At 62.9% G+C, this 23,231-nt stretch carries 24 protein-coding genes; 12 read left to right on the top strand and 12 right to left on the bottom strand.

Annotated features, from left to right (window positions below; genetic code table 11):
* Positions 1-113 precede the first annotated feature (113 nt).
* On the top strand, positions 114-788 hold the full coding sequence (rpiA, locus tag CNQ84_RS04935; protein ID WP_096003811.1) for a ribose-5-phosphate isomerase RpiA: 675 nt from the start codon (positions 114-116) through the stop codon (positions 786-788).
* 19 nt (positions 789-807) lie between these two features.
* Here the strand turns inward: rpiA and CNQ84_RS04930 are convergent, their stop codons facing one another.
* The 3 genes from CNQ84_RS04930 to CNQ84_RS04920 form a co-directional block, all read right to left on the bottom strand.
* Complete coding sequence (locus CNQ84_RS04930; protein ID WP_096003810.1) at positions 808-1,701, bottom strand: SdiA-regulated domain-containing protein; 894 nt, start codon at positions 1,699-1,701, stop codon at positions 808-810.
* A 52-nt stretch (positions 1,702-1,753) separates the two neighbouring features.
* Positions 1,754-2,422 (bottom strand): fumarylacetoacetate hydrolase family protein, encoded by a 669-nt coding sequence (locus tag CNQ84_RS04925; RefSeq protein WP_096003809.1) that lies wholly within the window; start codon positions 2,420-2,422, stop codon positions 1,754-1,756.
* A 113-nt stretch (positions 2,423-2,535) separates the two neighbouring features.
* A complete protein-coding gene (locus CNQ84_RS04920) occupies positions 2,536-3,927 on the bottom strand; it encodes an FAD-binding oxidoreductase (protein ID WP_096003808.1) in 1,392 nt (463 codons plus the stop codon).
* A 175-nt stretch (positions 3,928-4,102) separates the two neighbouring features.
* Here CNQ84_RS04920 and serA point away from each other — a divergent pair, with 175 nt between their 5' ends.
* Entirely contained in the window at positions 4,103-5,332 is a 1,230-nt protein-coding gene (gene serA / locus CNQ84_RS04915; RefSeq protein WP_096003807.1) for a phosphoglycerate dehydrogenase, read from the top strand.
* 248 nt (positions 5,333-5,580) lie between these two features.
* On the opposite strand, the gene CNQ84_RS04910 is transcribed toward serA, so the two are convergent.
* A complete protein-coding gene (locus tag CNQ84_RS04910; RefSeq protein ID WP_096003806.1) occupies positions 5,581-6,054 on the bottom strand; it encodes a 2-thiouracil desulfurase family protein in 474 nt (157 codons plus the stop codon).
* Between the two features lie 33 nt (positions 6,055-6,087).
* A complete protein-coding gene (locus CNQ84_RS04905; protein WP_096003805.1) occupies positions 6,088-6,723 on the bottom strand; it encodes a 2OG-Fe(II) oxygenase in 636 nt (211 codons plus the stop codon).
* A gap of 188 nt (positions 6,724-6,911) precedes the next feature.
* Between CNQ84_RS04905 and CNQ84_RS04900 the strand changes: the two genes are divergently transcribed.
* Positions 6,912-7,658, top strand: coding sequence for a DUF2059 domain-containing protein (locus tag CNQ84_RS04900; RefSeq protein ID WP_096003804.1), 747 nt, complete (start codon positions 6,912-6,914; stop codon positions 7,656-7,658).
* Between the two features lie 96 nt (positions 7,659-7,754).
* Here CNQ84_RS04900 and CNQ84_RS04895 read toward each other — a convergent pair whose 3' ends face one another.
* Genes CNQ84_RS04895 through CNQ84_RS04885 form a run of 3 tightly spaced genes read right to left on the bottom strand, consistent with a single transcriptional unit; the run spans position 7,755 to position 9,981 of the window.
* Complete coding sequence (locus tag CNQ84_RS04895) at positions 7,755-8,090, bottom strand: DUF3325 domain-containing protein (protein WP_096003803.1); 336 nt, start codon at positions 8,088-8,090, stop codon at positions 7,755-7,757.
* Positions 8,087-9,673: a PepSY-associated TM helix domain-containing protein gene (locus CNQ84_RS04890; protein WP_096003802.1), complete on the bottom strand. Its 1,587-nt coding sequence runs from the start codon at positions 9,671-9,673 to the stop codon at positions 8,087-8,089. The genes CNQ84_RS04895 and CNQ84_RS04890 overlap by 4 nt, the downstream gene beginning before the upstream one ends.
* Positions 9,670-9,981 (bottom strand): hypothetical protein, encoded by a 312-nt coding sequence (locus CNQ84_RS04885; protein WP_096003801.1) that lies wholly within the window; start codon positions 9,979-9,981, stop codon positions 9,670-9,672. The genes CNQ84_RS04890 and CNQ84_RS04885 overlap by 4 nt, the downstream gene beginning before the upstream one ends.
* A gap of 107 nt (positions 9,982-10,088) precedes the next feature.
* Here CNQ84_RS04885 and CNQ84_RS04880 point away from each other — a divergent pair, with 107 nt between their 5' ends.
* Positions 10,089-10,772, top strand: a complete 684-nt coding sequence (locus CNQ84_RS04880) for a response regulator (RefSeq protein ID WP_096003800.1) — start codon at positions 10,089-10,091, stop codon at positions 10,770-10,772.
* A 28-nt stretch (positions 10,773-10,800) separates the two neighbouring features.
* Here the strand turns inward: CNQ84_RS04880 and CNQ84_RS04875 are convergent, their stop codons facing one another.
* Entirely contained in the window at positions 10,801-12,792 is a 1,992-nt protein-coding gene (locus tag CNQ84_RS04875; protein ID WP_096003799.1) for a TonB-dependent receptor domain-containing protein, read from the bottom strand.
* Positions 12,793-12,859: 67 nt separating this feature from the next.
* On the opposite strand from CNQ84_RS04875, the gene CNQ84_RS04870 reads away from it, so the two are divergent.
* On the top strand, positions 12,860-14,200 hold the full coding sequence (locus CNQ84_RS04870) for a sensor histidine kinase (protein ID WP_096003798.1): 1,341 nt from the start codon (positions 12,860-12,862) through the stop codon (positions 14,198-14,200).
* A 26-nt stretch (positions 14,201-14,226) separates the two neighbouring features.
* Here CNQ84_RS04870 and bipL read toward each other — a convergent pair whose 3' ends face one another.
* The gene (bipL, locus tag CNQ84_RS04865; protein WP_096003797.1) at positions 14,227-15,159 is read right to left on the bottom strand and encodes a phospholipase BipL; all 933 of its coding nucleotides are present in this window, start codon (positions 15,157-15,159) and stop codon (positions 14,227-14,229) included.
* A 176-nt stretch (positions 15,160-15,335) separates the two neighbouring features.
* Here bipL and CNQ84_RS04860 point away from each other — a divergent pair, with 176 nt between their 5' ends.
* From CNQ84_RS04860 to CNQ84_RS04850, 3 genes are all read left to right on the top strand, one after another.
* Positions 15,336-17,513, top strand: coding sequence for a malate synthase G (locus CNQ84_RS04860; protein WP_096003796.1), 2,178 nt, complete (start codon positions 15,336-15,338; stop codon positions 17,511-17,513).
* A 185-nt stretch (positions 17,514-17,698) separates the two neighbouring features.
* Entirely contained in the window at positions 17,699-17,932 is a 234-nt protein-coding gene (locus CNQ84_RS04855; RefSeq protein WP_245841255.1) for a DUF2845 domain-containing protein, read from the top strand.
* Between the two features lie 31 nt (positions 17,933-17,963).
* A complete protein-coding gene (locus CNQ84_RS04850) occupies positions 17,964-18,275 on the top strand; it encodes an antibiotic biosynthesis monooxygenase family protein (protein WP_096003794.1) in 312 nt (103 codons plus the stop codon).
* A 47-nt stretch (positions 18,276-18,322) separates the two neighbouring features.
* Here the strand turns inward: CNQ84_RS04850 and CNQ84_RS04845 are convergent, their stop codons facing one another.
* Positions 18,323-18,850: a DUF3087 family protein gene (locus CNQ84_RS04845; protein ID WP_096003793.1), complete on the bottom strand. Its 528-nt coding sequence runs from the start codon at positions 18,848-18,850 to the stop codon at positions 18,323-18,325.
* 204 nt (positions 18,851-19,054) lie between these two features.
* On the opposite strand from CNQ84_RS04845, the gene CNQ84_RS04840 reads away from it, so the two are divergent.
* Together CNQ84_RS04840 and CNQ84_RS04835 are read left to right on the top strand one after the other, a co-directional pair.
* Positions 19,055-19,888 (top strand): hypothetical protein, encoded by an 834-nt coding sequence (locus CNQ84_RS04840; RefSeq protein WP_096003792.1) that lies wholly within the window; start codon positions 19,055-19,057, stop codon positions 19,886-19,888.
* 46 nt (positions 19,889-19,934) lie between these two features.
* Positions 19,935-20,636 carry a phosphatase PAP2 family protein gene (locus CNQ84_RS04835; protein WP_096003791.1) on the top strand — a complete coding sequence of 234 codons (702 nt, stop codon included), beginning with the start codon at positions 19,935-19,937 and terminating at the stop codon, positions 20,634-20,636.
* A 22-nt stretch (positions 20,637-20,658) separates the two neighbouring features.
* Here the strand turns inward: CNQ84_RS04835 and CNQ84_RS04830 are convergent, their stop codons facing one another.
* The gene (locus tag CNQ84_RS04830; RefSeq protein ID WP_096003790.1) at positions 20,659-21,201 is read right to left on the bottom strand and encodes a cytochrome b; all 543 of its coding nucleotides are present in this window, start codon (positions 21,199-21,201) and stop codon (positions 20,659-20,661) included.
* 162 nt (positions 21,202-21,363) lie between these two features.
* On the opposite strand from CNQ84_RS04830, the gene CNQ84_RS04825 reads away from it, so the two are divergent.
* A complete protein-coding gene (locus CNQ84_RS04825) occupies positions 21,364-22,326 on the top strand; it encodes a diacylglycerol/lipid kinase family protein (protein ID WP_096003789.1) in 963 nt (320 codons plus the stop codon).
* Positions 22,323-23,129, top strand: coding sequence for a metallophosphoesterase family protein (locus CNQ84_RS04820; RefSeq protein ID WP_096003788.1), 807 nt, complete (start codon positions 22,323-22,325; stop codon positions 23,127-23,129). Before CNQ84_RS04825 ends, CNQ84_RS04820 begins: the two co-directional genes overlap by 4 nt.
* The last annotated feature ends 102 nt before the right edge of the window (positions 23,130-23,231 follow it).

Raw genomic sequence — 23,231 nt, 5'->3', positions numbered from 1 at the left:
ATCGGGGAAATGGGAAAGGCGCAAGTCTAGCGAATCACAGCCCCCGCGACTACACGCGCCCCGTGCTGCACCGTATAATCGCGCTTTTGCACAGCCCGCGATGAGGAGCCAAGATGACCCAGGACGAAATGAAACAGGCGGTAGGACAGGCCGCCGTTGAGCGTCTGCTGCCGCATCTGGATGCAAACAGCATTGTCGGCGTTGGTACCGGCTCCACCGCCAACTGCTTTATCGACGCTCTGGCCAAACACAAGCTGGCCTTCGACGGCGCCGTCGCCAGCTCCGAAGCCACTGCCGAGCGCCTGAAAAGCCACGGCATCACGGTCTACGACCTCAACGGTGTGCCGCAGCTGGACTTCTATGTCGACGGCGCCGACGAAAGCAACGAAAACCTGGAGCTGATCAAGGGCGGCGGCGCAGCCCTGACCCGCGAGAAAATCGTTGCCGCGGTTGCCGACACCTTCATCTGCATCGCCGATGAGAGCAAGCTGGTACCGGTGCTCGGCAACTTCCCTCTACCGGTCGAAGTCATCCCGATGGCGCGCAGCCATGTAGCCCGCGAGATCGTCAAGCTCGGCGGCGATCCGGTCTACCGCGAAGGCTGCGTGACCGACAACGGCAACGTCATCCTCGACGTTTACAACATGTCGATTGTTAACCCCAAGCAACTGGAAGCCGACCTCAACGCCATCGTCGGGGTGGTCTGCAACGGCCTGTTCGCCGCCCGTCCGGCTGACGTGCTGCTGCTGGGCACGCCCCAGGGTGTACGCAGCATCGAACGCAACTGAGGCAGCAGACCCGGGCGCGCTAATCACCCGGCACAAAGCGATAGAACAGGTTCGGCTCGCTGACCAGATACAGCCGCCGCTGCTCATCCATCGCCAAGCCTTCGGCCTGTGGCACCGTGTGTTCCAGGCCGTGCATGCCGCGCCACAACCCCAGCAGACTGCGAGGGTGGCTGTCTTCGTCGTACTCGACCAGCATGTTTGACTCGTCGCTGAGCAGCAGCAGATGCCCGGTGTCATCGTGCAGGCTCAGGGAAGACAGGTCGCGCATGAACAACCAAGGCGAGTCAGGGGATTTCAGTTCCTCGATACGAATGGCGATCGGAGCGCCCGGCGGCGCGCTGACAAAGCCGGTGACCGCCAGCACGCGCAGCGGGTCCCGCTCCTTGACTACCAGCAAACGCTGCTGCCGCTGATCCCAGGACAGGCCCTCAAAGCCCTTGTTGCCATTGAGATCAAGCCCGATGGTCAGGCTAGGCGCCCCAGTGACGTCCAGCTCTGTAGCGTCATCGGCAATCTCGATCTCGATCAGCCGCTGGGTGCGCTCCTCGGCGATAACAAAGCGGCTTCCCGCCACATAGGTGAGCCCCTCCATGTCCTGCACACCGTTGATGCGCACCTTGCGCAGCAACTGGCCCTCAGCCGACAGCTCGACCAGCAGCGGCTCACCGTTAAGCACCGCAAACAGCGTGCCGGTCTGCGGATTGAAGGTCAGGGCCGACACATCGTCGTCCAGCCCCTCGATGGGTTGCGCCTGAATATCCACGCGATAGCGGTCCAGCGCGAGCAAGTCATGATGCGCTGGCGCCTGCTGCATCCGCCAGCTGTGCCACCAGAGCACGTCCAAATGCAGGTAATGGAGCACGGCACCGCCCAGCGCCAGCAGCAGAGCAACGGCAATCAGCAACTTTTTCATCGGCGCTCCAGACGTTGACAGCCCTGCTGGGACCGGCGCCAGCGCCGCAGGTTCATCCGGCGATACGCGTGTCGATTTGCAACCGGCCCGGGATCGCCAGACTCAGCGCATCGTTTGGCTTGAGTACTCCTACACCGGCAGGGGTCCCGGTGATCACCACGTCCCCCGGCAGCAGAGTGAACTGGGTAGCGATATGCCGCAGCAGCGCCACAATCGGCGTAATCATCTCGGCAGCCGTGCCGTACTGGCGGCGCTCACCGTTGATATCCAGTTGCAGGGCCAGCGCATGCAGATCACCCGCCTCGGCTTTCGGCACAAAGGGCGACAGCGGGCAGGCACCGTCGAAGCACTTGGCACGCTCCCAAGGGTGGCTCTTGCTCTTCAACTGATCCTGCAATTCACGCAGGGTCAGATCGAGCGCCAGCCCCACGCCAACGATCGCCTCCTCTGCTTCCTGGTCGCTGACCAGCCCAGTGAGCGGCGCACCGATCAGCAGGGCAATCTCGGTTTCGTAGTGCACCGGCCCACGGCCCTGCACCAGCTCGATCGGCGGCGTCATCGGCACCACCGAGGTGGCCGGCTTGATGAACAGCAGCGGCTCGGTTGGCACCGGGTTGTTCAGTTCGCGGGCGTGCTCGGCGTAGTTGCGCCCGACACACACCACCTTGCCCATCGGCAGATCGATCACACTGCCGTCCACATACTGATGCTGGTAGGTCATATACCCTGCTCCCGCCCTGGCTGTTACATACCGCTTTGCTTTCGCCTGTCGCTTTTCGCTTGAGGCTTTGCTTTTGGTTTTGCTTGAAGCTTGCCGCTTGCCGCTTGCCGCTGTCAGTTAAATATCTTGCCCGGATTCATGATGCCGTTGGGGTCGAATACCGCCTTGATCGACTTCATCACGGCAATCTCGGCCGGGCTGCGGCTGTAGGTCAGGTAGTCGCGTTTGGTCATGCCAACACCGTGCTCGGCGGAGATCGAGCCGTTGTACTTCTCGACGATCTCGAACACCCACTTGTTGACCGTCGCGCACTTGGCGAAGAACTCGTCCTTGGACAGGTTCTCCGGCTTGAGGATATTCAGGTGCAAATTGCCATCGCCAATATGGCCGAACCAGACGATCTCGAAGTCGGGATAGTGCTCGCCGACGATGGCGTCGATATCGTGCAGGAAGGCCGGCACCTTGCCGACGGTGACGGAGATGTCGTTCTTGTAGGGCGTCCAGTGGGAGATGGTCTCGGAGATGAACTCGCGCAGCTTCCACAGGTTTTCCAGCTGCTGCTGACTCTGGCTCATGACGCCATCGAGCACCCAGCCCTGTTCGACGCAATGCTCGAAGGTCGCCAGCGCATCGTTGGCGATGTCTTCGCTGATCGCCTCGAACTCCAGCAGCGCGTAGAACGGGCACTCGGTTTCGAACGGCGCGGGCACATCGCCACGGCCCATGATCTTGGCCATCGCCTTGTCGGAGAAGAACTCGAAGGCGGTCAGATCCAGCTTGTCCTGAAAAGCGTGCAGCACCGGCATGATGGAGTCGAAGTCCGGCGTACCAAGGACCATCGCGGTCAGATTCTTCGGCGCACGTTCCAGACGCATGGTCGCCTCAACCACAAAGCCCAGCGTGCCCTCAGCGCCGATAAACAGCTGACGCAGATCGTAGCCGGTGGCGTTCTTGATCAGGTCACGGTTCAGCTCCAGCAGCTCACCGGTGCCGGTAACGACTTTCAGGCCGGCCACCCAGTTGCGGGTCATACCATAGCGAATCACCTTGATACCGCCGGCATTGGTGCCGATATTGCCGCCAATCTGGCTGGAACCGGCAGACGCGAAGTCCACCGGGTAGTACAGCCCCTTTTCCTCGGCAAACTGCTGCAGCTGCGCGGTGACAACGCCGGGCTGACAGACCACGGTGCGGTCGTACGCATTGAACTCGCCAATCTGATTCATGTAATCGAACGACACCACGATCTCGCCGTTGGCGGCCACGGCAGCAGCCGACAGACCGGTACGACCGCCAGAGGGCACCAATGCCAGCTTCTGCTCGTTGGCAAAGCGCACCACCGCCTGCACCTGCTCGACCGTCTTGGGAAAAACAATCGCCAGAGGGGCCGGCGCAAAGTGCTTGGTCCAGTCCTTGCCCCAATTGTCGAGGGACTCGGCGTCCACCCGCACCTTGTCCGGGTCGACCAGTGTCTTGAGGGTTGCAATCACAGCATCTGGGGTCATGGCGAGCTCTCAAAGGGAATTCATGCAGTGCCTGAACACATTTCATGCGTTCACGGGCATCAAAAAAGGCAGATTATGCTAGCATACGCGACTTCCGAAACAGGCCCCTTCTGTCATCTGTGACCAAAGTGGCCTGCTCGGACTTTCCGATATCAGCACCCGGGTAACTCACACCATGGCCAACACCTCGCTGGACAAAAGCAAGATCAAGTTCCTGCTGCTCGAGGGCGTACACCAGACCGCCGTTGACACACTGAAGGCAGCCGGTTACACCAACATCGAGTACCACACCGGCTCGCTGCCTGAAGAGCAGCTGAAGGAGTCCATTGCCGACGCCCATTTCGTCGGCATTCGCTCGCGCACCCAACTGACCGAAGAGGTCTTTGCGCAGGCGCACAAACTGGTCGCGGTTGGCTGCTTCTGTATCGGCACCAACCAGGTAGACCTGGACGCGGCCATGCGTCGTGGCGTAGCCGTATTCAACGCCCCCTACTCCAACACCCGCTCGGTTGCCGAACTGGTGCTGGCCGAGGCAATCCTGCTGCTGCGCGGCATTCCGGAAAAGAACGCTGCCTGTCACGAAGGTGGCTGGAGCAAGAGCGCAACGGGCTCCTTCGAGATCCGCGGCAAGAAGCTCGGCATCATCGGCTACGGCTCGATCGGTACGCAGCTGTCCGTGCTGGCTGAAGGCCTGGGCATGCAGGTACTGTTCTACGATGTGGTGACCAAGTTGCCGCTGGGTAATGCCACGCAGGTAGGCTCGCTGGCAGAACTGCTGGCCGAAGCCGACATCGTCACCCTGCACGTACCGGAAACCGCCGCGACCAAATGGATGATCGGCGAGAAGGAAATCCGCACCATGAAGCAGGGCGGCATCCTGATCAACGCCGCCCGCGGCACCGTGGTCGACATCGACGCGCTGGCCGCCGCACTGGGCGACAAGCACCTGAGCGGCGCCGCTATCGACGTGTTCCCGGTTGAGCCACGCGCCAACGGTGAAGAATTTGTCAGCCCGCTGCGCGAGTTCCAGAACTGCATCCTGACCCCGCACATCGGCGGTTCGACCATGGAAGCGCAGGCCAACATCGGTCTGGAAGTCGCCGAGAAGCTGGTACGTTACAGCGACAACGGCACCTCCATCACCTCGGTCAACTTCCCGGAAGTGGCGCTGCCGTCGCACCCGGGCAAGCATCGCCTGCTGCACATCCACGAGAACGTGCCGGGCGTCATGAGCGAGATCAACCAGGTGTTCGCCGCCAACGGCATCAACATCTGCGGTCAGTTCCTGCAGACCAACGAGAAAGTCGGCTACGTCGTCATCGACGTCGACGCCGAGTACTCGGACCTGGCACTGGAGAAAATCCAGCAGGTCAAAGGCACCATCCGCGTTCGCGTGCTGTTCTAAGCAGCTCGCCGCAACGCAAAAGGGGCGCAACCACAGGGTTGCGCCCCTTTTTTCTCGCGTAATGCTGGGATTCACGCCGGACGCTTCGCCGCGATAGCCAAGACTGGGCTGCGCGATCACCCTCTCTGCAGATGAAAGGCGCGGCAGGGCGGCCTAAGCCGAAGGCGTGTCCGCGCCTGCGATGCTTGCACTGCTGCCAGTTTTCGCTCGCTACGCCGCACAGCCCCCTGTTATAGACTGCGGCCGACTCAAAGCAACACCGCCAGCTCAGCGATCTGCTCTTCATTAAACACTCGCACCCCCTCCTGTCGCAGCGCAGCAGCGGTAACCCCTTCGCCGCTGACCCGCACACCAGAAAAGCTGCCATCGTAATTTTCGACATTGCCACAGGAAGGACTGCGCGCCTTGAGCAACGCGTAGCGAATATTGTGCTGGCGTACCAGCGCCAACGCCTGCTCTGCGCCGCGAATAAAGGCCTGGGTAACGTCCTCGCCCTGATCGGTACGCACCGGCCGCTCCCCGCCCAGCACCAATGCGCCCTGCCCACCCGGAATTTCCGCCGGCGCGCGCGGCGTTGGTAATCCACCCACCACTTCAGGACAGACGACCACCAGACGCCCCTGCGCCTGCCACGCCAGCAGCTGTTGCAGCGGCTGAAAACCGCCGCCGTCATAGCGAACGCGCTGCCCAAGCAGGCAGGCGCTGACCAGAATTTTTTCCACGCACACTCCTGTCGACGCTGCGCGACTGGGGGGTCAGCGCAGCAGCGGATTATCCGGGCGACGGCGAAACCAGCCGGTCAGGCTGGCGCGCTCAAAGCGCGAAGCCAACACTTCGTGCTCGATGTCGGCACTGGTAAAGACCACGACAGTGCCGGCGCGAGGCGCCACATCCACCTCGCCGTCCGGCAGGTAAAGACGAAGCTCACCGCCATCACCCGGCTGCCAGGCCGTATTCAGGTAGCTTACCACCGAGATGGTACGCAGCGGGTTATCCTGAAAACGGTCGAGATGGCGCTGATACCCTGCACCCGGCGGGTACAAGGCATAGTGGGTCTCAAAGGTATCCAGCCCCAGAAACAGGCTGCGGTTGAGGGTTTCGCGCACGCCGTCCATCAGCGCCAGGTAGGTGCGACCGGCGGAGGTTTGCGGACAGTCATCCAGCCAGCGCGTGTAATCACCACGAATGCCAGGCGCCACCAGCTGGCCGTCACCCCGCCCGATGGCGGCCGGGCTCAAGTCATCCTGCTGCCACAGGGCACGACAATCAGACTCCAACGCCTGCGCCAGAGGCTCAGGCAACAATTGCTCCTGTACCGACCAGCCGCGCTCGGCCAACTCATCGGCCATGCTCACGAAGCGACGGGCCGACACCAAAGGGAACTCGGGCATAGTGACACTACTCAAAGGGAAGGACGCCTGTTCGCCACTGATACGGAGGGCCTAATCACGCGCACGGATGAACATCCGCCCGAGTGAGCAGCAACGAAGGCAACATCGCATTGTTATGCCAATGCCGGTTGCAGGCAAGATATTTCACGCGGCTGTTATGCAGCTCCCGCACTTCAACAGAGAACACCATGACCCGACTTTTACTGCGCGCCACTTGCGGTGCCCTGTTTGTCAGCCTGCTCAGCTTCGGCATGAGCGCTCAGGCCGACACCTCCCCGCTGTACCGTGCCTCTGGCATGGAAACCCATCAGGCGCACTTTCAGCAGGCGCTGGAAAAAGCGCGCAGCCGCTATGCTGCACAACTGCCGGCTGCCGTCGCCGAGAACCTGCTGCGCAAAAGCAACGAACGCTTTGAGCCCGAGCGCATGCACGCCCGTGCAATGGCAAGCCTGGCGGTCAACCTGTCCGATGAGCAGCTGACCGACGCCCGCGAGTTCTATCGCTCAGAGCTGGGCCAGGCAGTGGTTGCTGCCGAGACCCGCGCCACCTCTCCAGCAGAAGTCAGCCGAATGCAGAACGGCCTGCCACCGCTGACCCTCAGCGCCGAGCGCGAAGCCACCCTGCAACGCCTTGGCCAGCAGCTGCCGGCGCTGGATATGGGCGAGGAGGTTTCCCTCGCGCTGGCCAGCCTGGCCACGCAAAGCGCCAACGACATGCTCGGTGGCCTGCTGACCATTCCCGACGGCCTGGCCAGCCAAGGTCGCGGAAGCCTCCGCGCGCAAATGGAGCCAAAGCTGCCGCAGACCCTCGGTTATGTGTACCGCGACCTCAGCGATGCCCAGCTCAGCGCCTACGCCGACTGGAGCGAAACCGAGAGTGGCCAGGCGTTTTTCCGCGCCAGCAGCGCGGCGGCCAGGGACGCGCTGAATCCGTAACCTGTTGCGCACGCTAGTGCGGTGCAGAGCTGAGATCGACACCGGGTATACGCCCCAGCGCGGCACAACCAGTCAGGCGTTTGCTGGCGGCCACGACTACCTGCTGTGGCGCGACACCCTGGTTGACGGGCTGATCGGGCTGAACAACAACAGCAGCGGTGACAGCCAGCGAGGGCGATAGCTGAGCAGCAGTAAACTGAACATGGCCGCTGGCGTCAGCGCGGCGGCCCACAGTGCAAGCCCTACCGACGGGCCCGCCGCGCGCACAGCAGGCCACAACGCCAGCAATAACCCTCCCCAACCAAGCAGCCGCAGGGCCGCCGTCTGGCCCGCAGCGAGCTTGCGTCCAGAGGCAGCCTCAAAGTGCTTGGGCATCGCCAGACAAAGACAGGCCATGCCCAGCAGGCACAGCAACAGCGTCCACCCGATCACAGCGCAACCTCCTTCTGCCGCGGTGCCGGACGGGGGCGTGCTGCACGCACCAGCGGCTGGTGCCGGGCCAGCTTGCAGCCAGCAAAAGCCAGTACCGCTGCGGTTGCCAGCAGGGTCAGGTCCATGCCGACCAACAACCAGTCACCGCGCCCCAGGCTACTGAAGAGCCCACTGTGCGCCGTCAGCAAGCCGAGCAGCGGCAAACTGACGAACAACGCTGCGCCCAGCGCCAGTTGCTCCAGCCAGGCCTGCCGCGCCGTACGCAGCAGCGGATGCAGCAGACAAAGCGCCCAAACCAGAAAGAACGCATTGATCTCCCAGTCCAGCCGCCCCGGCAGCTGCGCTGGCAGCAGCCGGTTGGCCAGGAAATAAGCCGCAATGGCGCAGGGCAAACCGGCAATGGTGCCAACGTTCAGCACCTCAACCAGGCGATGCCCAAAGGGCGTGCGCCCGGCCTTAAGTCGCTGCGGCAACCGCTTGACCACCCAGAGCACCAGCCCGGTGGCAATCATTGCGGTGCCCAGCAAGCCACTGACAAAGAACAGCCAGCGCAGCGGCGGGCCGGCAAAGCGAATCAGGTGCAGGCTGGAAAACACGTTGTAGACCGCACTGGCCGCTGGCGGGCTGGCCTCGGCTGGCTGCGCGAGCGCCGCACCAGAGACACCATCAAACACCAGGCGCTCGGCACCACCACGCTGCAGCAGGCTGTCACCACCTTGCTCGCGCAGCTCCACCTGCGCTGCCGTGGTATTCGGCCGGGTAATGCGGATACTCGCCACGCCTCGCTCCCAGCGTGCATTCGCCTGCTCCAGCAGTGGCGCCAACGGGGTCAACGCAGCGGGCTCAGCAGCCACCTCGGCCACGGGTTCACCCCGACTCCGCAGCTCGCCAAAGAACGCCTGCATATTGCCCTGATACTGGCTCTGCACACCCCATGGCATCAGCATGAACATCAACAGCAGCAAGCCGCTGTAGGTGATCATGAAGTGAAACGGCAATGCCAGCACGGCAGTGGCGTTGTGGGCGTCCAGCCAGGAACGCTGCCCCTTGGCCGGGCGGAAGGTGAAGAAATCCTTGAAGATCTTCTTGTGCGTCACCACTCCGCTGACGATGGCCACCAGCATGACAAAGGTCGCAATGCCGACGATCCAGCGCGCGGCCTGGCGCGGCATGGCGTACAACTCAAAGTGAAAGCGATAGAGAAAGCCCCCGCCCCGCGTTTCACGCACCTGCAGAGGCTCACCGCTTGCCGCGTCCAACGTCAGCCGCTCGCCTCCCCTTTTGCCGATATGCTCACCCGGCGCAAACCACTGAATCTGCAACTCAGGATCGCGCTCGTCCGGCAGATCGATCTGCCACAACTGCGCGTCCGGGGCATGCTTTTGCAACTGCTGCAGCGCCAACTGGGCGCTCTGCGGCCCCGGAGTGGCGGCGTGCAGCTCAGGTTTCATCCAGTAGCTGATCTCATCCTGGAAAAAACTCAGGGTGCCGGTCAGAAAGACCGCGTACAGCAACCAGCCCAGCAGCAACCCGACCCAGGTGTGCAGCCAGGCATTACTTTGACGAAAACCCATGCCGTTCATAACACCTCCACCCACAGCAGATGCGCCAGCGACGGCAGGCAGCAGAGCACCGCGACCAACCAGGCGCGCAGCGCACTCCCGGCAGAAAACGCCCAGATCACCAGTACGCAGTAGATCAGAAAGGACAGCTGGGTTGCCGCCAGCACCGCCTGTGCCGGCTCGCCAGGCAGCAGCCGTGCCAGACTGGCGGTGCAAAGCGCGGTCAGCACATAGCCGCCCAGCACCGCCAACAGACAGCGTGCCGCGACATCCATACGCCGCCGCGCCAGGACCGACAGCCAGGGCGTCGGCGAAGAAAGATCACTCATCGGGAGGTTCCATGACTTGCGCCCAGCACAGGCGCTGAATAAGAATGCCTATCACTATCGCAAACCCGGCTGACCACAGACTGACACGCCGACAGGAAATCCAGGCTATGAAGCTACTCATCGTCGAAGACCATCCCTCCCTGCGCGATCTGCTCGGTCGCCACCTGCGCCGCAGCGGTTTTGTCGTCGACAGCGCCGAGGACGGCAAGGCCGCACTGGCGATGCTGGAACTCAGCCAGTACGACGCCATGCTGCTGGATCTGGGGCTGCCGGACATGGATGGCCTGCAGCTGTTGAGCCAGCGCAGCCGCAGCCGCAACCTTCACCTGCCCTGCCTGATTCTCACCGCCCGCGACGCACTGGACAGCCGCATCGCCGGCCTGGACGCCGGAGCCGACGACTACCTGCTCAAACCCTTTGAGATGGCCGAACTCGAAGCCCGCCTGCGCGCCATATTGCGTCGCGCGGGGCCGCGCCCCGACAGCCGCCTGCACATAGGCAACCTGAGCTTCTGCGAGCAGCACCGCGATGTGCAGGTCGATGCCCGCCCGCTGGTGCTGCCCAAGCGCGAACTGGCGTTACTCGAAGAGCTACTGCGCAGCGCGCCACGGGTCGTGGTCAAGGATCATCTGGAGGAGCGCCTGTACGCACTGGACCAAGCCGTCACGCCCAATGCCATTGAGGCGGCGGTATCACGACTGCGCCGCAAACTGGCGAAGGCAGGTGCCGACGCCAGTATTGAAACCCTGCGCGGGCTGGGCTACCGGCTCACACAGCGTCAGGCCCTCTGAGACCTGACGCCACTCGGCGCGCCGCGACCTAGAAGTTGAAAGCAACACCCAGGTTCAGGCGGCGACCATCCAGGGTCTTGCCGTAATCCTCGGCGGTCACTTCCTTGTCGAACAGGTTGTAGAGCCCGCCATAGACATCAAAGTTGTCGCTCACGCGATACAGCGCTCCGACGTCAACCAGGGTGTAAGACGGCAGCTGACTGCTGGAGTCCTCCACCGTACGGCTCTTGTATCGGGCTTTGGCCCAAACGCCCAGCGCCTCGGTTGCGGCCCAGTCCACGCCCACGTTGACCATATGCTTGGGCAGGTTGTTGAACGGCTGACCAACGCTCTCCGGCGAATCCTTGGACTCGGTGATTTCGCTGTCGGAGTAGGTGTAGTTGGTCTTCAGATCAACCGGCCCCAGCGGCACATTGAAGAACAGCTCCACCCCGCGCAGCTCGGCGGAGTCGTGGTTGGTGTACTGGTTGATGTACTGGCGCTGCACCCCGTTAACTTCGCAGACCGGGTCCGAGCCGTCGCGGGTATCACAGATCACCTTGCGGCCGATCTGATCTTCAAACTCGGTGTAGTAGACGGTCGCACCGGCGTTGATGCCGTTAGCCGCGTCCCACATCAGGCCGGCTTCGTAGTTGATGCTGCTTTCCGGTTTGAGGTCGGCGTTACCCATGTCAAAGGCGCGGCTGCGAGCGGCGTTCTCAACAATGTTCGGATCTGCCTGTTTCAGTGTTGGCGCCTTGTAGCCGCCGCTCACCCCGCCCTTGAGCACCCAGTGGTCAGTCATGCGGTAGACCGCATACAGACGAGGAATCAGCTCTTCACCATAGTGCTCGTTTTCGTCGTAGCGCAGGCCGCCGGTTAGCGACAGATCATCGGTGACATAGTATTCATCTTCGATAAACAGCGCGCGCTGCCAGCGCTCCAGCGACAGGCTGTTGGCGCCACCGTAGAAGCGGCTGGCGTCGTGATCGGTGGTTTCCCACTTGTACTCGGCGCCCAGGGTCATGGTCTGGTTTTCCAGCGGCAACACGGTCTTGGTGTTGGCCAGTGTGCTGGTGTACGCCGACTCGACACTGCCATTCTCGATCTCCACTTCCTCATCGATCAGGAAGCTGCGCGTCTCGAATCGCTCGCCCCAGCGCAAGGTGTGGGTCAGGCCGTAATGGGTGCGAATGTTGTTCATCTCTCCCGGAGAGCCGGACTTGGCGGTGCGCTCGTTGTCGTGCTCGGCACGGCCACCCTCCAGCTCAAGACTGTTAGCGTCATTGACTTTCAGGTTCAGCTGGGCAGTGCCATCGATGCGCTCCTTGGCGGTGTAGCCACCCTGGATTTCATCCTCGTCGCGCTCATAGCTGGAGCCATACAGGGTCAAACCCAGGCGATCTTCGACCAGCGGACCGCTGAGGTAGAAGTTGGCCTGACGGGCCGTGCCGGCGTCGTCATTTTCCTGCAGCAGATGGTCATAGCTGATGCGCCCGTTCCACGCGTCTGCCACTTCCTTGGTGATGATGTTGATCACCCCGGCCAGCGCACTGGAACCATACAGCGAGGACATCGGGCCGCGAATCACCTCGATCCGCTCGATCGCGTTAAGCGGCGGCAGCCAGCCAACCTGAGTCGCGCTGCCAAAGCCGTTGTAGTAGGCCTCGGTGGAGGCGCCCAGCGGTTTGCCGTTGATCAAGAACAGCGTGTAACTCTCACCCAGGCCACGAATATTGATGCTGGTGCTTTCCAGCTTGCCGCCAGCGCCCCCTTCGATGGATACACCGGGAATATCCTGCAGAGCGTCAGTCACATCGCGGTAGTATTTGCCTTCCAGGTCTTCCTGGGTAATGACCGTGATAGACGCCGGCGCATCGATCAGCTGCTGCTCATAACCAGCCGCCGTGACCACGACCTCCTTGAGCTCGACCACGTTGCTGCTGTCACCTTCCTCGGCAAAGCCCGGCGTTGCGGCCACGGCCAGCGCCAAGAGCGCTGGGCTAAACCGCTTGTGCAGATGTGTGCTTTGTGCTGGCATGCGTGCTGACTCCCCTGATGAAAAATACAAATGATAAATATTCTCAATATTATTGGCGGGCGCCACTATGCCAGCGCTAGCTGACAGCAAGCTGACAAGATCTGGGCGCAGCCTGCGTCTGCGCATCCTCGTCGCCCTGCTGCTGGTCTTTGTACTGGGTTCCAGCCTGTCAGCGGTGCATACCTACGGCACCCGGGACGATCTGCGGCGCAGCATTCTGCTGCTGCAAGCACGCACGGTCAGCGAGGGATACAGCGCCGATCAACCGATCAGCGCGTTGCCGCGCTACCACGCTGGCAACGAAATGGAGTACACCCTCTACACTCCCGACGGCAGCCTGCACAGCTTCGCCGACTACATGCCGCGTCCGCGGCGCCTGCGCCTGCCTGCCCCGGAGGATCACGACAGCTGGTGGCACTGGAGCCCCTTCGGCGGGCAGGTGATCAATGTGCCCATTGCCCTGGCCGACGGCTCCGTGTTGATGGTCTCGCGCAACGACGCGGCGGAACGCGCCATGCTCAACCAGTTGCTCCTGGATCGTCTGCGTCACAGTGTGCTGTTTGTCATCCCGCTCGGTTTGCTGGCCGCCGGTCTGATTCTGAGCCTGCTGCACTGGACCCTGCGCCCCGTAGGCCGGGCCACTGCGCTGGCCGCGAACATTGGTCCGCAGGCACCGGCCCAGCGCATTCCCCTGGCCGACCTGCCAAGGGAAATACAACCCCTGGCCAATGCCGCAAATCAGGCGCTGGACCGCCTGGCCAGCGCCTACGACGCCTCGCAGCGTTTTATCGCCGATGCCGCTCACGAACTGCGCACACCACTGACAGTGCTGGACCTGCGTCTGCAGGACGCACGCCGCAGCGGCAATCCGGACTGGCCGGCGCTGGAACAGGAGATGCGTCAACTCACCCGATTAGTCGAGCAGTTGCTGACACTGGCGCGGCAGGATGAGGGGCAGCACATGACCAGATCGGGCGAGAGCACCGCGCTGTCGCGGCTGGCCCGCGAGGTAGCGGCCTCACTACTGCCTCTGTTCGAGGAACAACAACGCACGCTGGAGGTAGTGATAGAGGACGGGCTGCAGTGTCAGGGACAGGCAGAGGAGCTGCGTCAGGCGCTGATCAACCTGCTGGAAAATGCGTTGTTGCACGGCCAGGGCAAGGTTCGACTGCAGGCGAGGCGCGACGGCCAATCAGTGGAGGTCAGCATCAGCGATGAGGGCCAGGGCGTGCCGCTGGCTCATCAGGAAGCGATGTTCGAGCGTTTTCGCAAGGGTAGACAGGGCAGCAGCGGGACAGGGCTGGGCCTGCCGATTGTTCGACGGGTGATCGAAAATGCCGGCGGCAGCGTCAGCTTCGACGCCGCGTTGCCGAGCACCCTGCGTCTCAGCCTGCCGGCCGCCGACTAGCGTCACCCGTCGCTAAACGCATCTGCTCAGGACAGCAGACGCGGTGCCAGCCAGTCCAGATACTGCTGCCGCAGGCTCTGGTGCTCGTTGGCCAGATGATGACGCGCGGTCGGCAGATAGAAGGTGTCCAGGCCGGCGAACTTGCTCTCCAGCACCTGAATATTGTGCTGCCAGTCCACAGTGCCGTCTTCCTGCCCCTGAATGATCAGCGGCTGATGCTCTACCGCGGCGGCCGATTCGATGCGCGGAATCCAGCGCTCCAGCGCCTGCACCCAGGCCACCGGCAGCACCTGGGGCTGCAGCGGATCGCGCGAGCGAATGAATTCGAGAAAGGCCTCATCGGTGGAGTTATCGGTAAAACGTCGTCCCAGCTGCTGCACGAACCCGCCAAGCAGCTTCAACCCCATTTGCGAGAACAGCCACTGGCGCGGACGCACCAGCGGCGCCATCAGCACCGTGCGTCCCAGCTGTGCGGGCAGCTCACCGTGCAACAGACGGTCGATCAAAATCGCACCACCGGTGCTCTGTCCCAGCATGTGCCAGGGCGCCGGCAGTTGCCACAGCAGCGCCTGCTCCAGCACCCCGTCGAGTACTTTCTGGTAGCGCAGAAAGCAGTCGATACTGGCGCGCTCGCCACTCGACAGGCCGTGCCCGGGCAGATCGAAGGCCAGCACCGCGTAGTGCTGCTCCAGCGCCCACTGGATCAGATGCCGATACAGCCCCATATGATCGTAATAGCCGTGCAGAATCAGCAGCGTGCCGCGGGCCACCGGCGGCTTCCATATCTGCGTGGCAACGCTGAAACCGTCCACCTCGATGCGCCCCAGGTGCTGGGCCGCGCGGTCGTGAAAGTCGATACCGTAATAACCCGCATAACGGCGCGCAGCTTCATCGGCAGCACGGCCAGGCTCAAGCTGCGGCAGGGAGTCGGCAAGGGAAGAAAAAAAAGCCTGGTCCATCGAGTGTCTCGTCTGGTGGTATGACCCGCGAGTCACTCCCTGATCTGCGGTGGCCCCGGCACAATTGCGCCCGTCAGGCATGCTTTGCAACAGATCATCGTGTAACATACCGCGTCTCCAATTTCCACGTCCTGATGCGCGTAGCGCGCAGGTTGTCAGCACAGTGAGGGTGTAACATGACAGATCGCGTCCAAGTTGGCAGTTTGCAAGTAGCCAAGGTTCTCCACGACTTCATCAACGAGCGTGCCATCCCCGGCACCGGTGTCGAGGCAGCCGCCTTCTGGGCCGGTGTAGAAGCCCTGATCAAAGACCTGGCTCCCAAGAACAAGGCACTGCTGGCCAAGCGCGACGACTTCCAGGCGCAGATCGATGCCTGGCACCAGGCCCGCGCCGGTCAAGCCCACAACGCCGCCGAGTACAAAGCCTTCCTGCAGGAAATCGGCTACCTGCTGCCCGAGCCGGCTGACTTCCAGGCTACCACCCAGAACGTTGACGAAGAAATCGCCACCATGGCCGGCCCGCAGCTGGTTGTGCCGGTCATGAATGCCCGTTTTGCCCTGAACGCCGCCAACGCCCGTTGGGGTTCGCTGTACGACGCACTGTACGGTACCGACGCCATCTCCGAAGAAAACGGCGCCACCAAGGGCCCGGGCTACAACGAAATCCGTGGCAACAAGGTCATCGCCTTTGCCCGTGCCTTCCTTGATGAGGCAGCTCCGCTGGCCAATGGTTCCCACGTTGACTCCACCAGCTACACCGTCAAGGACGGCCAGCTGAGCGTTGCCCTGAAAGACGGCAGCAGCACCGGCCTGAAAGACGCCGCCCAGTTCATCGCCTTCCAGGGCGACGCCGCAGCCCCGACTGCCGTGCTGCTCAAACACAACGGCCTGCACTTCGAAATCCAGATCGATGCGACCAGCAACATCGGCCAGACCGACGCTGCCGGCGTCAAAGACGTGCTGATGGAATCGGCACTGACCACCATCATGGACTGCGAAGACTCCGTTGCCGCCGTTGATGCCGCCGACAAGACCGTGGTCTACACCAACTGGCTGGGCCTGATGAAAGGTGACCTGGCCGAATCCGTCAGCAAGGGCGGCAGCAGCTTCACCCGCACCATGAACCCGGACCGCGAGTACACCAAGGCCGACGGTTCTACCCTGACCCTGCACGGCCGCTCGCTGCTGTTCGTGCGTAACGTTGGCCACCTGATGACCAACGATGCGATCCTCGATCAGGACGGCAACGAAGTGCCGGAAGGCATCATGGACGCAGCGGTTACCAGCCTGATCGCGATCCACAACCTGAACGGCAACACCAGCCGCAAGAACACCCGCACCGGTTCGGTCTACATCGTTAAGCCGAAAATGCACGGTCCGGAAGAAGTGGCCTTCACCAACGAGCTGTTCGGCCGCGTTGAAGACATGCTGGGCCTGACCCGCAACACGCTGAAAGTCGGCATCATGGACGAAGAGCGTCGCACCACCATCAACCTGAAAGCCTGCATCAAGGCCGCCAGCGAGCGCGTTGTGTTTATCAACACCGGCTTCCTCGACCGTACCGGCGACGAGATCCACACCTCTATGGAAGCCGGCGCTTTCATCCGCAAGGGTGAGATCAAGGGCGCAGTCTGGATCGGTGCCTACGAGAACAACAACGTCGACATCGGTCTGGCAACCGGCCTGAAAGGCCGCGCGCAAATCGGTAAAGGCATGTGGGCAATGCCCGACCTGATGGCTGCCATGCTGGAGCAGAAGATCGGTCACCCGATGGCCGGTGCCAATACTGCCTGGGTTCCGTCCCCGACCGCCGCTACCCTGCACGCCCTGCACTACCACAAGGTCAACGTGGCCGAGCGTCAGGACGAGCTGGCCAAGCGCACCCCGGCCTCCGTTGACGACATCCTGACCATCCCGCTGGCGCCCAGCACCGACTGGTCCGCTGCCGACATCCAGCAGGAACTGGACAACAACGCCCAAGGCATCCTCGGCTACGTTGTACGCTGGATCGACCAGGGCGTTGGCTGCTCCAAGGTTCCGGACATCAACGATGTAGGTCTGATGGAAGACCGCGCCACCCTGCGTATTTCCAGCCAGCACATCGCCAACTGGCTGCGCCACGGCATCTGCAGCGAAGAGCAGGTGATGGAAACCATGAAGCGCATGGCTGCAGTGGTTGACCGTCAGAACGAAAGCGACCCGGCCTACAAGCCGATGGCGCCGAACTTTGACGACAGCGTTGCCTTCCAGGCCGCCGTTGAGCTGTGCGTTGAGGGCACCAAGCAGCCGAACGGCTACACCGAGCCGGTCCTGCACCGCCGCCGCCGCGAGTTCAAGGCCAAGTTCGGCCTGTAAGCCTCGCTGCAACAAAAAGCCCGGCTAGATGCCGGGCTTTTTTGTGTGCGCAGTTCGACCTCACGAGCCAACGCAGGCATGATGACAAGCGACAAAGCCGACGAAGGAGGCGTCTCATGCCCGCTAGAAACGTTGCCGTTTTCATCATCGCTCTTGTGACGGCTTCAGCCTCACAGGCGGCCACCATGCGCTGTGATCACGGCATTATCGCAACCGGCGCCTCGATCGCGGAGGTGCTTGAGACGTGCGGTGAGCCCGATACCCGCGAGCGTACACCGCAATACATCGACCCCGACGGCTACCAGGCCGAGGGTAGCGTCAATATCGAGCAGTGGAGCTACGGCCCCACCAACGTGATGGTGCGCAGCCTGCGCTTCATCGACGGTCGGCTGGTCGAAATCGACAGTACACGACGCTGAGTCAGCTGCACGACAAACCAGGGAGTCGACAATGAAATATATCTTCGAGGTCACCATCAAGCCCGGCTACCGCGCCGAGGATTATGCCGAAGCCTGGGTACATGCCAGCGAGCTGATCCAGCAGGCCCCCGGTGCGCGGGGCACCGAGCTGCACCGCAGCCTGCAATCGCCGGACAAGCTGATTGCCATCGCCCACTGGGACAGCAAGGCCCAGCGCGACGCGATGGAAGGCAAGCCAAACGCCGAGGTGGCCGACATCATTCGCGGCGCCGCACGCTTTTGCGATATCCGCCTGATCGGTGAGTTTGATGAGCCTGAATGGGTAGTCATGCCACCCAAGTGACCGCTGCCGGCCCGAACTCAGCCCGGCAAACCCGGCCGCAGCGGCCCTTATTCCTTCAGCGCCTCAAGCCACTCGCTATACAGGGCTGGCTGATCTTCCGGTAGACCACGGGCGAGCAACGTCTCACGCAGTTGCTCGCGTTCGGCAACCAGCTCCAGCATATCGCTGCTGTTACCCTCCAGGTGATGCATTTCCTGCAGACCCAGATGGTAGAAACGCAGCACTCGCAGCGCGTTCTCGTCGCCGGCCTGTACCCCGTCCTTGACCTGATGCATCTGGTTGGTGACCCGCATCAGCGCGCGCTTGAGCCGCCAACCATAGGCCGCCGACGCCATCCAGCGCTGCTTCAGAAACACCGTGCGCACCAAGGTCACAGTCAATACGAGCGCCAGCAGGACGCCGGTCAGATTCCAGCCAAAATTGCTGCCATCGGCGCCGCCAAACAACGCAACCAGCAGGGCCGGCAACCCCATACCGAGCACCGCGAAGACCACCACAACAATCACACTGCTGCGCCGGGTCTCTCTTCTGAAGGTGTCGGGATCACGATGTTCGATACGAAAAAGTTCACTCACTGGCTGTTACCCTGACGACATGCGAAGAGACTAGTGTACGTGTCCTGGCGACCCACGCGCATCAATGCCGCTCGACGAGCCAAGAAAGATTCTGCTGCAGATTGTTGCACCGCCTTCAACGCGATACCATTTGCGGTCCGCCAGACCGCTGTCAACTGACATCCTAGTCGGTCCGCCACTCTATTTCCCAAGGAACGTTACGCCGTGAACCGACGTATACTCGTCTCCCTCCTTGCGCTGGGTCTGTCGATCCTGCAAGGCTGTGCGACTTACACCACCCCCGCCGCGGGGGTCAATATGGCCGCCCTGGGCGACGGAGACATCAGCGCACTGATGTCCCTGGAGCCTGCGGTACAGTTTCCCGCGCGCCTGGCTACCGTGCGCGTGCAGTCCTCCGGCTACCACTCGCTGACAGCAGACAGCTATGGCAGCGGCCAGTTCAGCGTGGTCACCACCCGTGATATCGAAAGTGCCGATGATCTGCAGCGGCTGGCCAGCCAGAACCAGCTCAGTGCGGTCGCGCCCATGACCCGCCTGATCCTGCCGCAGGAACTCAACACCCTGCGCGACCTGCGCCTGGGTGCTGCGCGCCTGAAGGCCGATCTGCTGCTGGTCTATACGCTGGACACCAGCTTTAACGTCGAGAGCACGGCACTGGGTCCGTTGTCGGCTATTACCCTGGGCTTTTTGCCGAACAAGCAGGCCTTTGTCAGCGCCACAACGTCAGCCCTGCTGGTCGATGTCCGCACCGGTTTTGTATACGGAGCCGCCGAGGCCACCGAGCGCGAATCCCAGCGCGCGACCGTATGGAACAGCCGGGAAGCCATTGACTCCGCACGTCAGCGCGCCGAAGCGCAGAGCTTTCACAGCTTTGTTGGCGAGTTCGAGCGTCTCTGGCAAGCCACCCTGGCTGAGCACCTGACAGTCGTCGAACCAGAACCGGTCGCGCCGCCCGCCCCCCGGCCGACGCCCGAGCCAACGCTCACACCTTCGCTGCCGCCCGTGCTGGACCCGACACCCGGCACCTACACCTTCTGATCCACCCGCTGCCCGCCTCTGGGCAGCCCGCCACGGCGCATAATCGATGCCCAACCCATGGATGCTGCCACTATTGCTCGCCACCGGGTACGGCCTCTGGTTGGCGCTGCGGCGGCCCGCTGACGGCGCTGCGCCCGCAGGCCCGACTCCCGCGCTGCACCTGCCGCTGTTTTTGCTCACATTGGCGCTGATCAGCACGGCACTGATGCTGAGCGGCCTGGTCGCCGAACTGGACCAGCAGCTATTGCTGAGCCTGCGAGCCAGCCTGACACCCTTGCTGATGTCCGGCTTTGGCCTGTTTACCCATAGTGGCTCGGCGCTCTTCCTTACTCCGCTGATCGCCCTGCTGAGCGGCTGGCTTGTCTGCCAGGGCAGGCGCGCTGACGCCCTGCTGCTATGCCTCAGCGGCCTCGGGGGGGCGTTGCTGGTGGTGCTGCTCAAGGCTGTCTTTGCCCGTCCACGCCCCGCGCTGTGGGACACCCTGGAGCTGGCCAGCTTCAGCTTTCCCAGTGGCCACACCATGGGCACGGCCGCGTGCGCCAGCGCATTGGCGGCTGTCCTGTGCAGGGTATACCCGGCACAGAGCCGCACTTGGTGGGGGCTGGCACTAGGCTGGATCGCGCTGGTTGGCCTGTCGCGCCTGACGTTGGGAGTGCACTGGCCGAGTGACGTGTTCACCGGCGCAACCCTAGGCATTGCGCTGACGCTACTGGTGAGCAGGCTACCCGGTTGCCGCCAGCAGCCCTGAAGTCCCTAGGGGCAGGTCAATGTCAGCGCAGCTGCCGGCCCGGCAGCATGCGCCGGAGCGTGTCGTCGCGCAGCACATAGTGGTGCAGCACCGCCGCAGCCGCGTGCAGGCCAATCAGCCAGTAGCCAGCTACACCAAGCCACTCATGAATCTCCTTTAGCTGACCGGCCAGCGCCTGGTTCGGCGCCAGCAATGGCGGTAGCGTAAAGCTGAGAACCTGCGTCTTGTCCGCCGCACTGAGCACCAGCCAGCCGAGCAGCGGCAGGCCAATCATCAGGCCATACAACGCGAGGTGCATCGCCGCTGCCAGCTTGTTCTGCCAGCCAGCGGCGACCGTGGCGGGTGGCGCTGGCAACAGCATGCGTGCCAACAGCCGAGCCCAGACCAGCGCCCAGACCAGCATGCCCAGCGCAAAATGCCACTGTTTGAGCAGCTCTCTGGGTTCACTGCCACGCGGGAAGTTTCCCTTGAGCTCGATGCAGGCGTAGACGGCTGCAATGAGCAGCAGCATGAGCCAGTGGAGGGCAATGGAAAGGCCGTGATAACGGCGTGGCGACGCGTGCATGGCAGGTACCTGTAAGCAATTTGGAGAAGTGGCCGCGACGTTACGCTCACCACCTTAACCCAACCTTAAGGCTTGGCCTGCCGAAGCGCTGACATTGAACCTTCCGGCGGCGAATCAGGACTAAAACCCAAACCCACCTTATCATCAGGTTAAAGACCGACCATGCCCACAACCGCAAGGACGCCACTGGCAGCGGACACACCGCTGTTTATCGTGCTCAACACCGGCTCCGGCAATCACCGCGGCAATGAAGTGGAGGACAGCATCCGTCGCGTACTGGACGCGGCCGGACGGCGCTACGAGCTGTTCAAGGTTGGCTCCGGCAGTGGCCTGGAAAGCGCCGCGCAACAGGCGCTGGAACGCGCTCGCAGCGAGGGCGGCGCGGTGATTGCAGCGGGCGGCGACGGCACCTTGAACGCCGTCAGCAACGTGGTGCTCGGCGCCGATGTGCCCTTCGGCATCCTTCCCCAGGGAACCTTCAACTATTTCGGCCGTACCTACGGCATCTCCCAGGACACCGAAACGGCGACACGCTGCCTGCTGGACGCGGTCATCGAGCCGGTGCAGGTAGGTCAGCTCAATGGCCGCGTGTTTCTGGTCAACGCCAGTCTGGGTCTGTATCCGGACCTGCTTGAGGACCGTGAAGACTACAAGCAGCGCTACGGACGCAGCCGCTGGGTCGCGCTGTGGTCAGCACTGGTCACCCTGTTACGCGCACACCGCCAGCTCAACTTGCAACTAGACAATGGCGAACAAACACGCCAGCTGCGTACCCAGACCATCGTGGTCGGCAATAACGAGCTGCAGCTGGAGCACATCGGCATTCACGAGCAGACACGCCTGCAGCAGGGCGAGCTGGTCGCCATGACCGCACGCCCACTTGGCACACTGGCGCTCTACGGGCTGGTCCTGCGCGGCCTGCTGAGCCGCATGGGCGAGGACGAACACGTCATCAGCTTCGGTTTCAAGCGGCTGCGGATACACCTCAGCCATCGTCGTCGGCGCGTCAAGGTGGCGATGGATGGCGAGATATGCTGGATGCAGTCACCGCTGGAGTTTCGCGTTGCCGAGCAGCCGCTGCCTCTGCTGGTGCCGCGCGACGACCGTCTGCGGGAGCGTGCGTGACCCGTATCCTGCACCTCTCCGACCCGCACTTCGGCACCGAACAGCAAGCCGTCATGACCGCGCTGATGCAGCTGGTAGAGGAACAGCGGCCCACCCTGGCGCTGCTCAGCGGAGACATCACCCAGCGCGCCCGGCCAGATCAGTTCCGCCGTGCCCGGCTGTTCATGGAACAGCTCGGCATTCCGATGCTGGCGGTACCCGGCAATCACGACATGCCGCTGTTCAACCCCTTCAAGCGCCTGCTGCGTCCCTATGGCCACTATCAGGACAACTTTGCCGCCGACCTCGAACCCCTGCTGGAAACCGAGCGCCTGCTGGTAATCGGCGTGAACTCCTCGCGCGCCGACCGGCACAAGAACGGCGAGCTGACTGCTGAGCAGATCGAACGCGTTGAGAATCGCCTGCGCCAGGCCAGTGCGCGCCAGCTGCGCCTCGTCATGCAGCACCATCCGGTGCGCGCGGTGGAAAGCTCGGACCGCAGCAACCTCCTGATCGGCGGCGATGCCGTGGTGCCGCGCTGGGTCGATGCCGGGCTGGACCTGCTGCTCGCCGGGCACATTCACCTGCCCTACGTGCGCCCGCTGAACGGGCAGACCAGCGGGCGCCAGGCCTGGACTGCGCAGGCCGGCACCGCGCTGTCGTCACGTGTGCGCGGCGACATCCCCAACTCGGTGAATCTGATCGAGCACAGCACCGACGGCCCGTTTCACGCCTGCTCGGTGGCGCGCTGGGATTACGCCGACACCAGCCGCAGCTTTCGCCTGTACAGCCATACCGATCTGGCGCTGGACCGCAGCGCCTGAATCGCGCGTTGATCCGCGCGGGCAACAGAGCGTCCGCCGCAGCGCAACGCCAACCTGGCAGCAAGATCGGTATACTGAGCGGCTTTGTTGATCCGGCGGGCA

It is taken from the genome of Pseudomonas abyssi (assembly GCF_002307495.1).
GTDB classification, from domain to species: Bacteria; Pseudomonadota; Gammaproteobacteria; order Pseudomonadales; family Pseudomonadaceae; genus Halopseudomonas; species Halopseudomonas abyssi.
This window is presented reverse-complemented; position numbering and strand designations above follow the sequence as displayed.

What these genes read in the sequence shown, in the direction of transcription:
- rpiA (WP_096003811.1), top strand. Translation starts at nt 114, where the DNA reads ATGACCCAGGACGAAATGAAACAGGCGGTAGGACAGGCCGCCGTTGAG.
- CNQ84_RS04930 (WP_096003810.1), bottom strand. Translation starts at nt 1,701, where the DNA reads ATGAAAAAGTTGCTGATTGCCGTTGCTCTGCTGCTGGCGCTGGGCGGT.
- CNQ84_RS04925 (WP_096003809.1), bottom strand. Translation starts at nt 2,422, where the DNA reads ATGACCTACCAGCATCAGTATGTGGACGGCAGTGTGATCGATCTGCCG.
- CNQ84_RS04920 (WP_096003808.1), bottom strand. Translation starts at nt 3,927, where the DNA reads ATGACCCCAGATGCTGTGATTGCAACCCTCAAGACACTGGTCGACCCG.
- serA (WP_096003807.1), top strand. Translation starts at nt 4,103, where the DNA reads ATGGCCAACACCTCGCTGGACAAAAGCAAGATCAAGTTCCTGCTGCTC.
- CNQ84_RS04905 (WP_096003805.1), bottom strand. Translation starts at nt 6,723, where the DNA reads ATGCCCGAGTTCCCTTTGGTGTCGGCCCGTCGCTTCGTGAGCATGGCC.
- CNQ84_RS04900 (WP_096003804.1), top strand. Translation starts at nt 6,912, where the DNA reads ATGACCCGACTTTTACTGCGCGCCACTTGCGGTGCCCTGTTTGTCAGC.
- CNQ84_RS04890 (WP_096003802.1), bottom strand. Translation starts at nt 9,673, where the DNA reads ATGAACGGCATGGGTTTTCGTCAAAGTAATGCCTGGCTGCACACCTGG.
- CNQ84_RS04885 (WP_096003801.1), bottom strand. Translation starts at nt 9,981, where the DNA reads ATGAGTGATCTTTCTTCGCCGACGCCCTGGCTGTCGGTCCTGGCGCGG.
- CNQ84_RS04880 (WP_096003800.1), top strand. Translation starts at nt 10,089, where the DNA reads ATGAAGCTACTCATCGTCGAAGACCATCCCTCCCTGCGCGATCTGCTC.
- CNQ84_RS04875 (WP_096003799.1), bottom strand. Translation starts at nt 12,792, where the DNA reads ATGCCAGCACAAAGCACACATCTGCACAAGCGGTTTAGCCCAGCGCTC.
- CNQ84_RS04870 (WP_096003798.1), top strand. Translation starts at nt 12,860, where the DNA reads ATGCCAGCGCTAGCTGACAGCAAGCTGACAAGATCTGGGCGCAGCCTG.
- bipL (WP_096003797.1), bottom strand. Translation starts at nt 15,159, where the DNA reads ATGGACCAGGCTTTTTTTTCTTCCCTTGCCGACTCCCTGCCGCAGCTT.
- CNQ84_RS04860 (WP_096003796.1), top strand. Translation starts at nt 15,336, where the DNA reads ATGACAGATCGCGTCCAAGTTGGCAGTTTGCAAGTAGCCAAGGTTCTC.
- CNQ84_RS04855 (WP_245841255.1), top strand. Translation starts at nt 17,699, where the DNA reads ATGCGCTGTGATCACGGCATTATCGCAACCGGCGCCTCGATCGCGGAG.
- CNQ84_RS04850 (WP_096003794.1), top strand. Translation starts at nt 17,964, where the DNA reads ATGAAATATATCTTCGAGGTCACCATCAAGCCCGGCTACCGCGCCGAG.
- CNQ84_RS04835 (WP_096003791.1), top strand. Translation starts at nt 19,935, where the DNA reads ATGCCCAACCCATGGATGCTGCCACTATTGCTCGCCACCGGGTACGGC.
- CNQ84_RS04830 (WP_096003790.1), bottom strand. Translation starts at nt 21,201, where the DNA reads ATGCACGCGTCGCCACGCCGTTATCACGGCCTTTCCATTGCCCTCCAC.
- CNQ84_RS04825 (WP_096003789.1), top strand. Translation starts at nt 21,364, where the DNA reads ATGCCCACAACCGCAAGGACGCCACTGGCAGCGGACACACCGCTGTTT.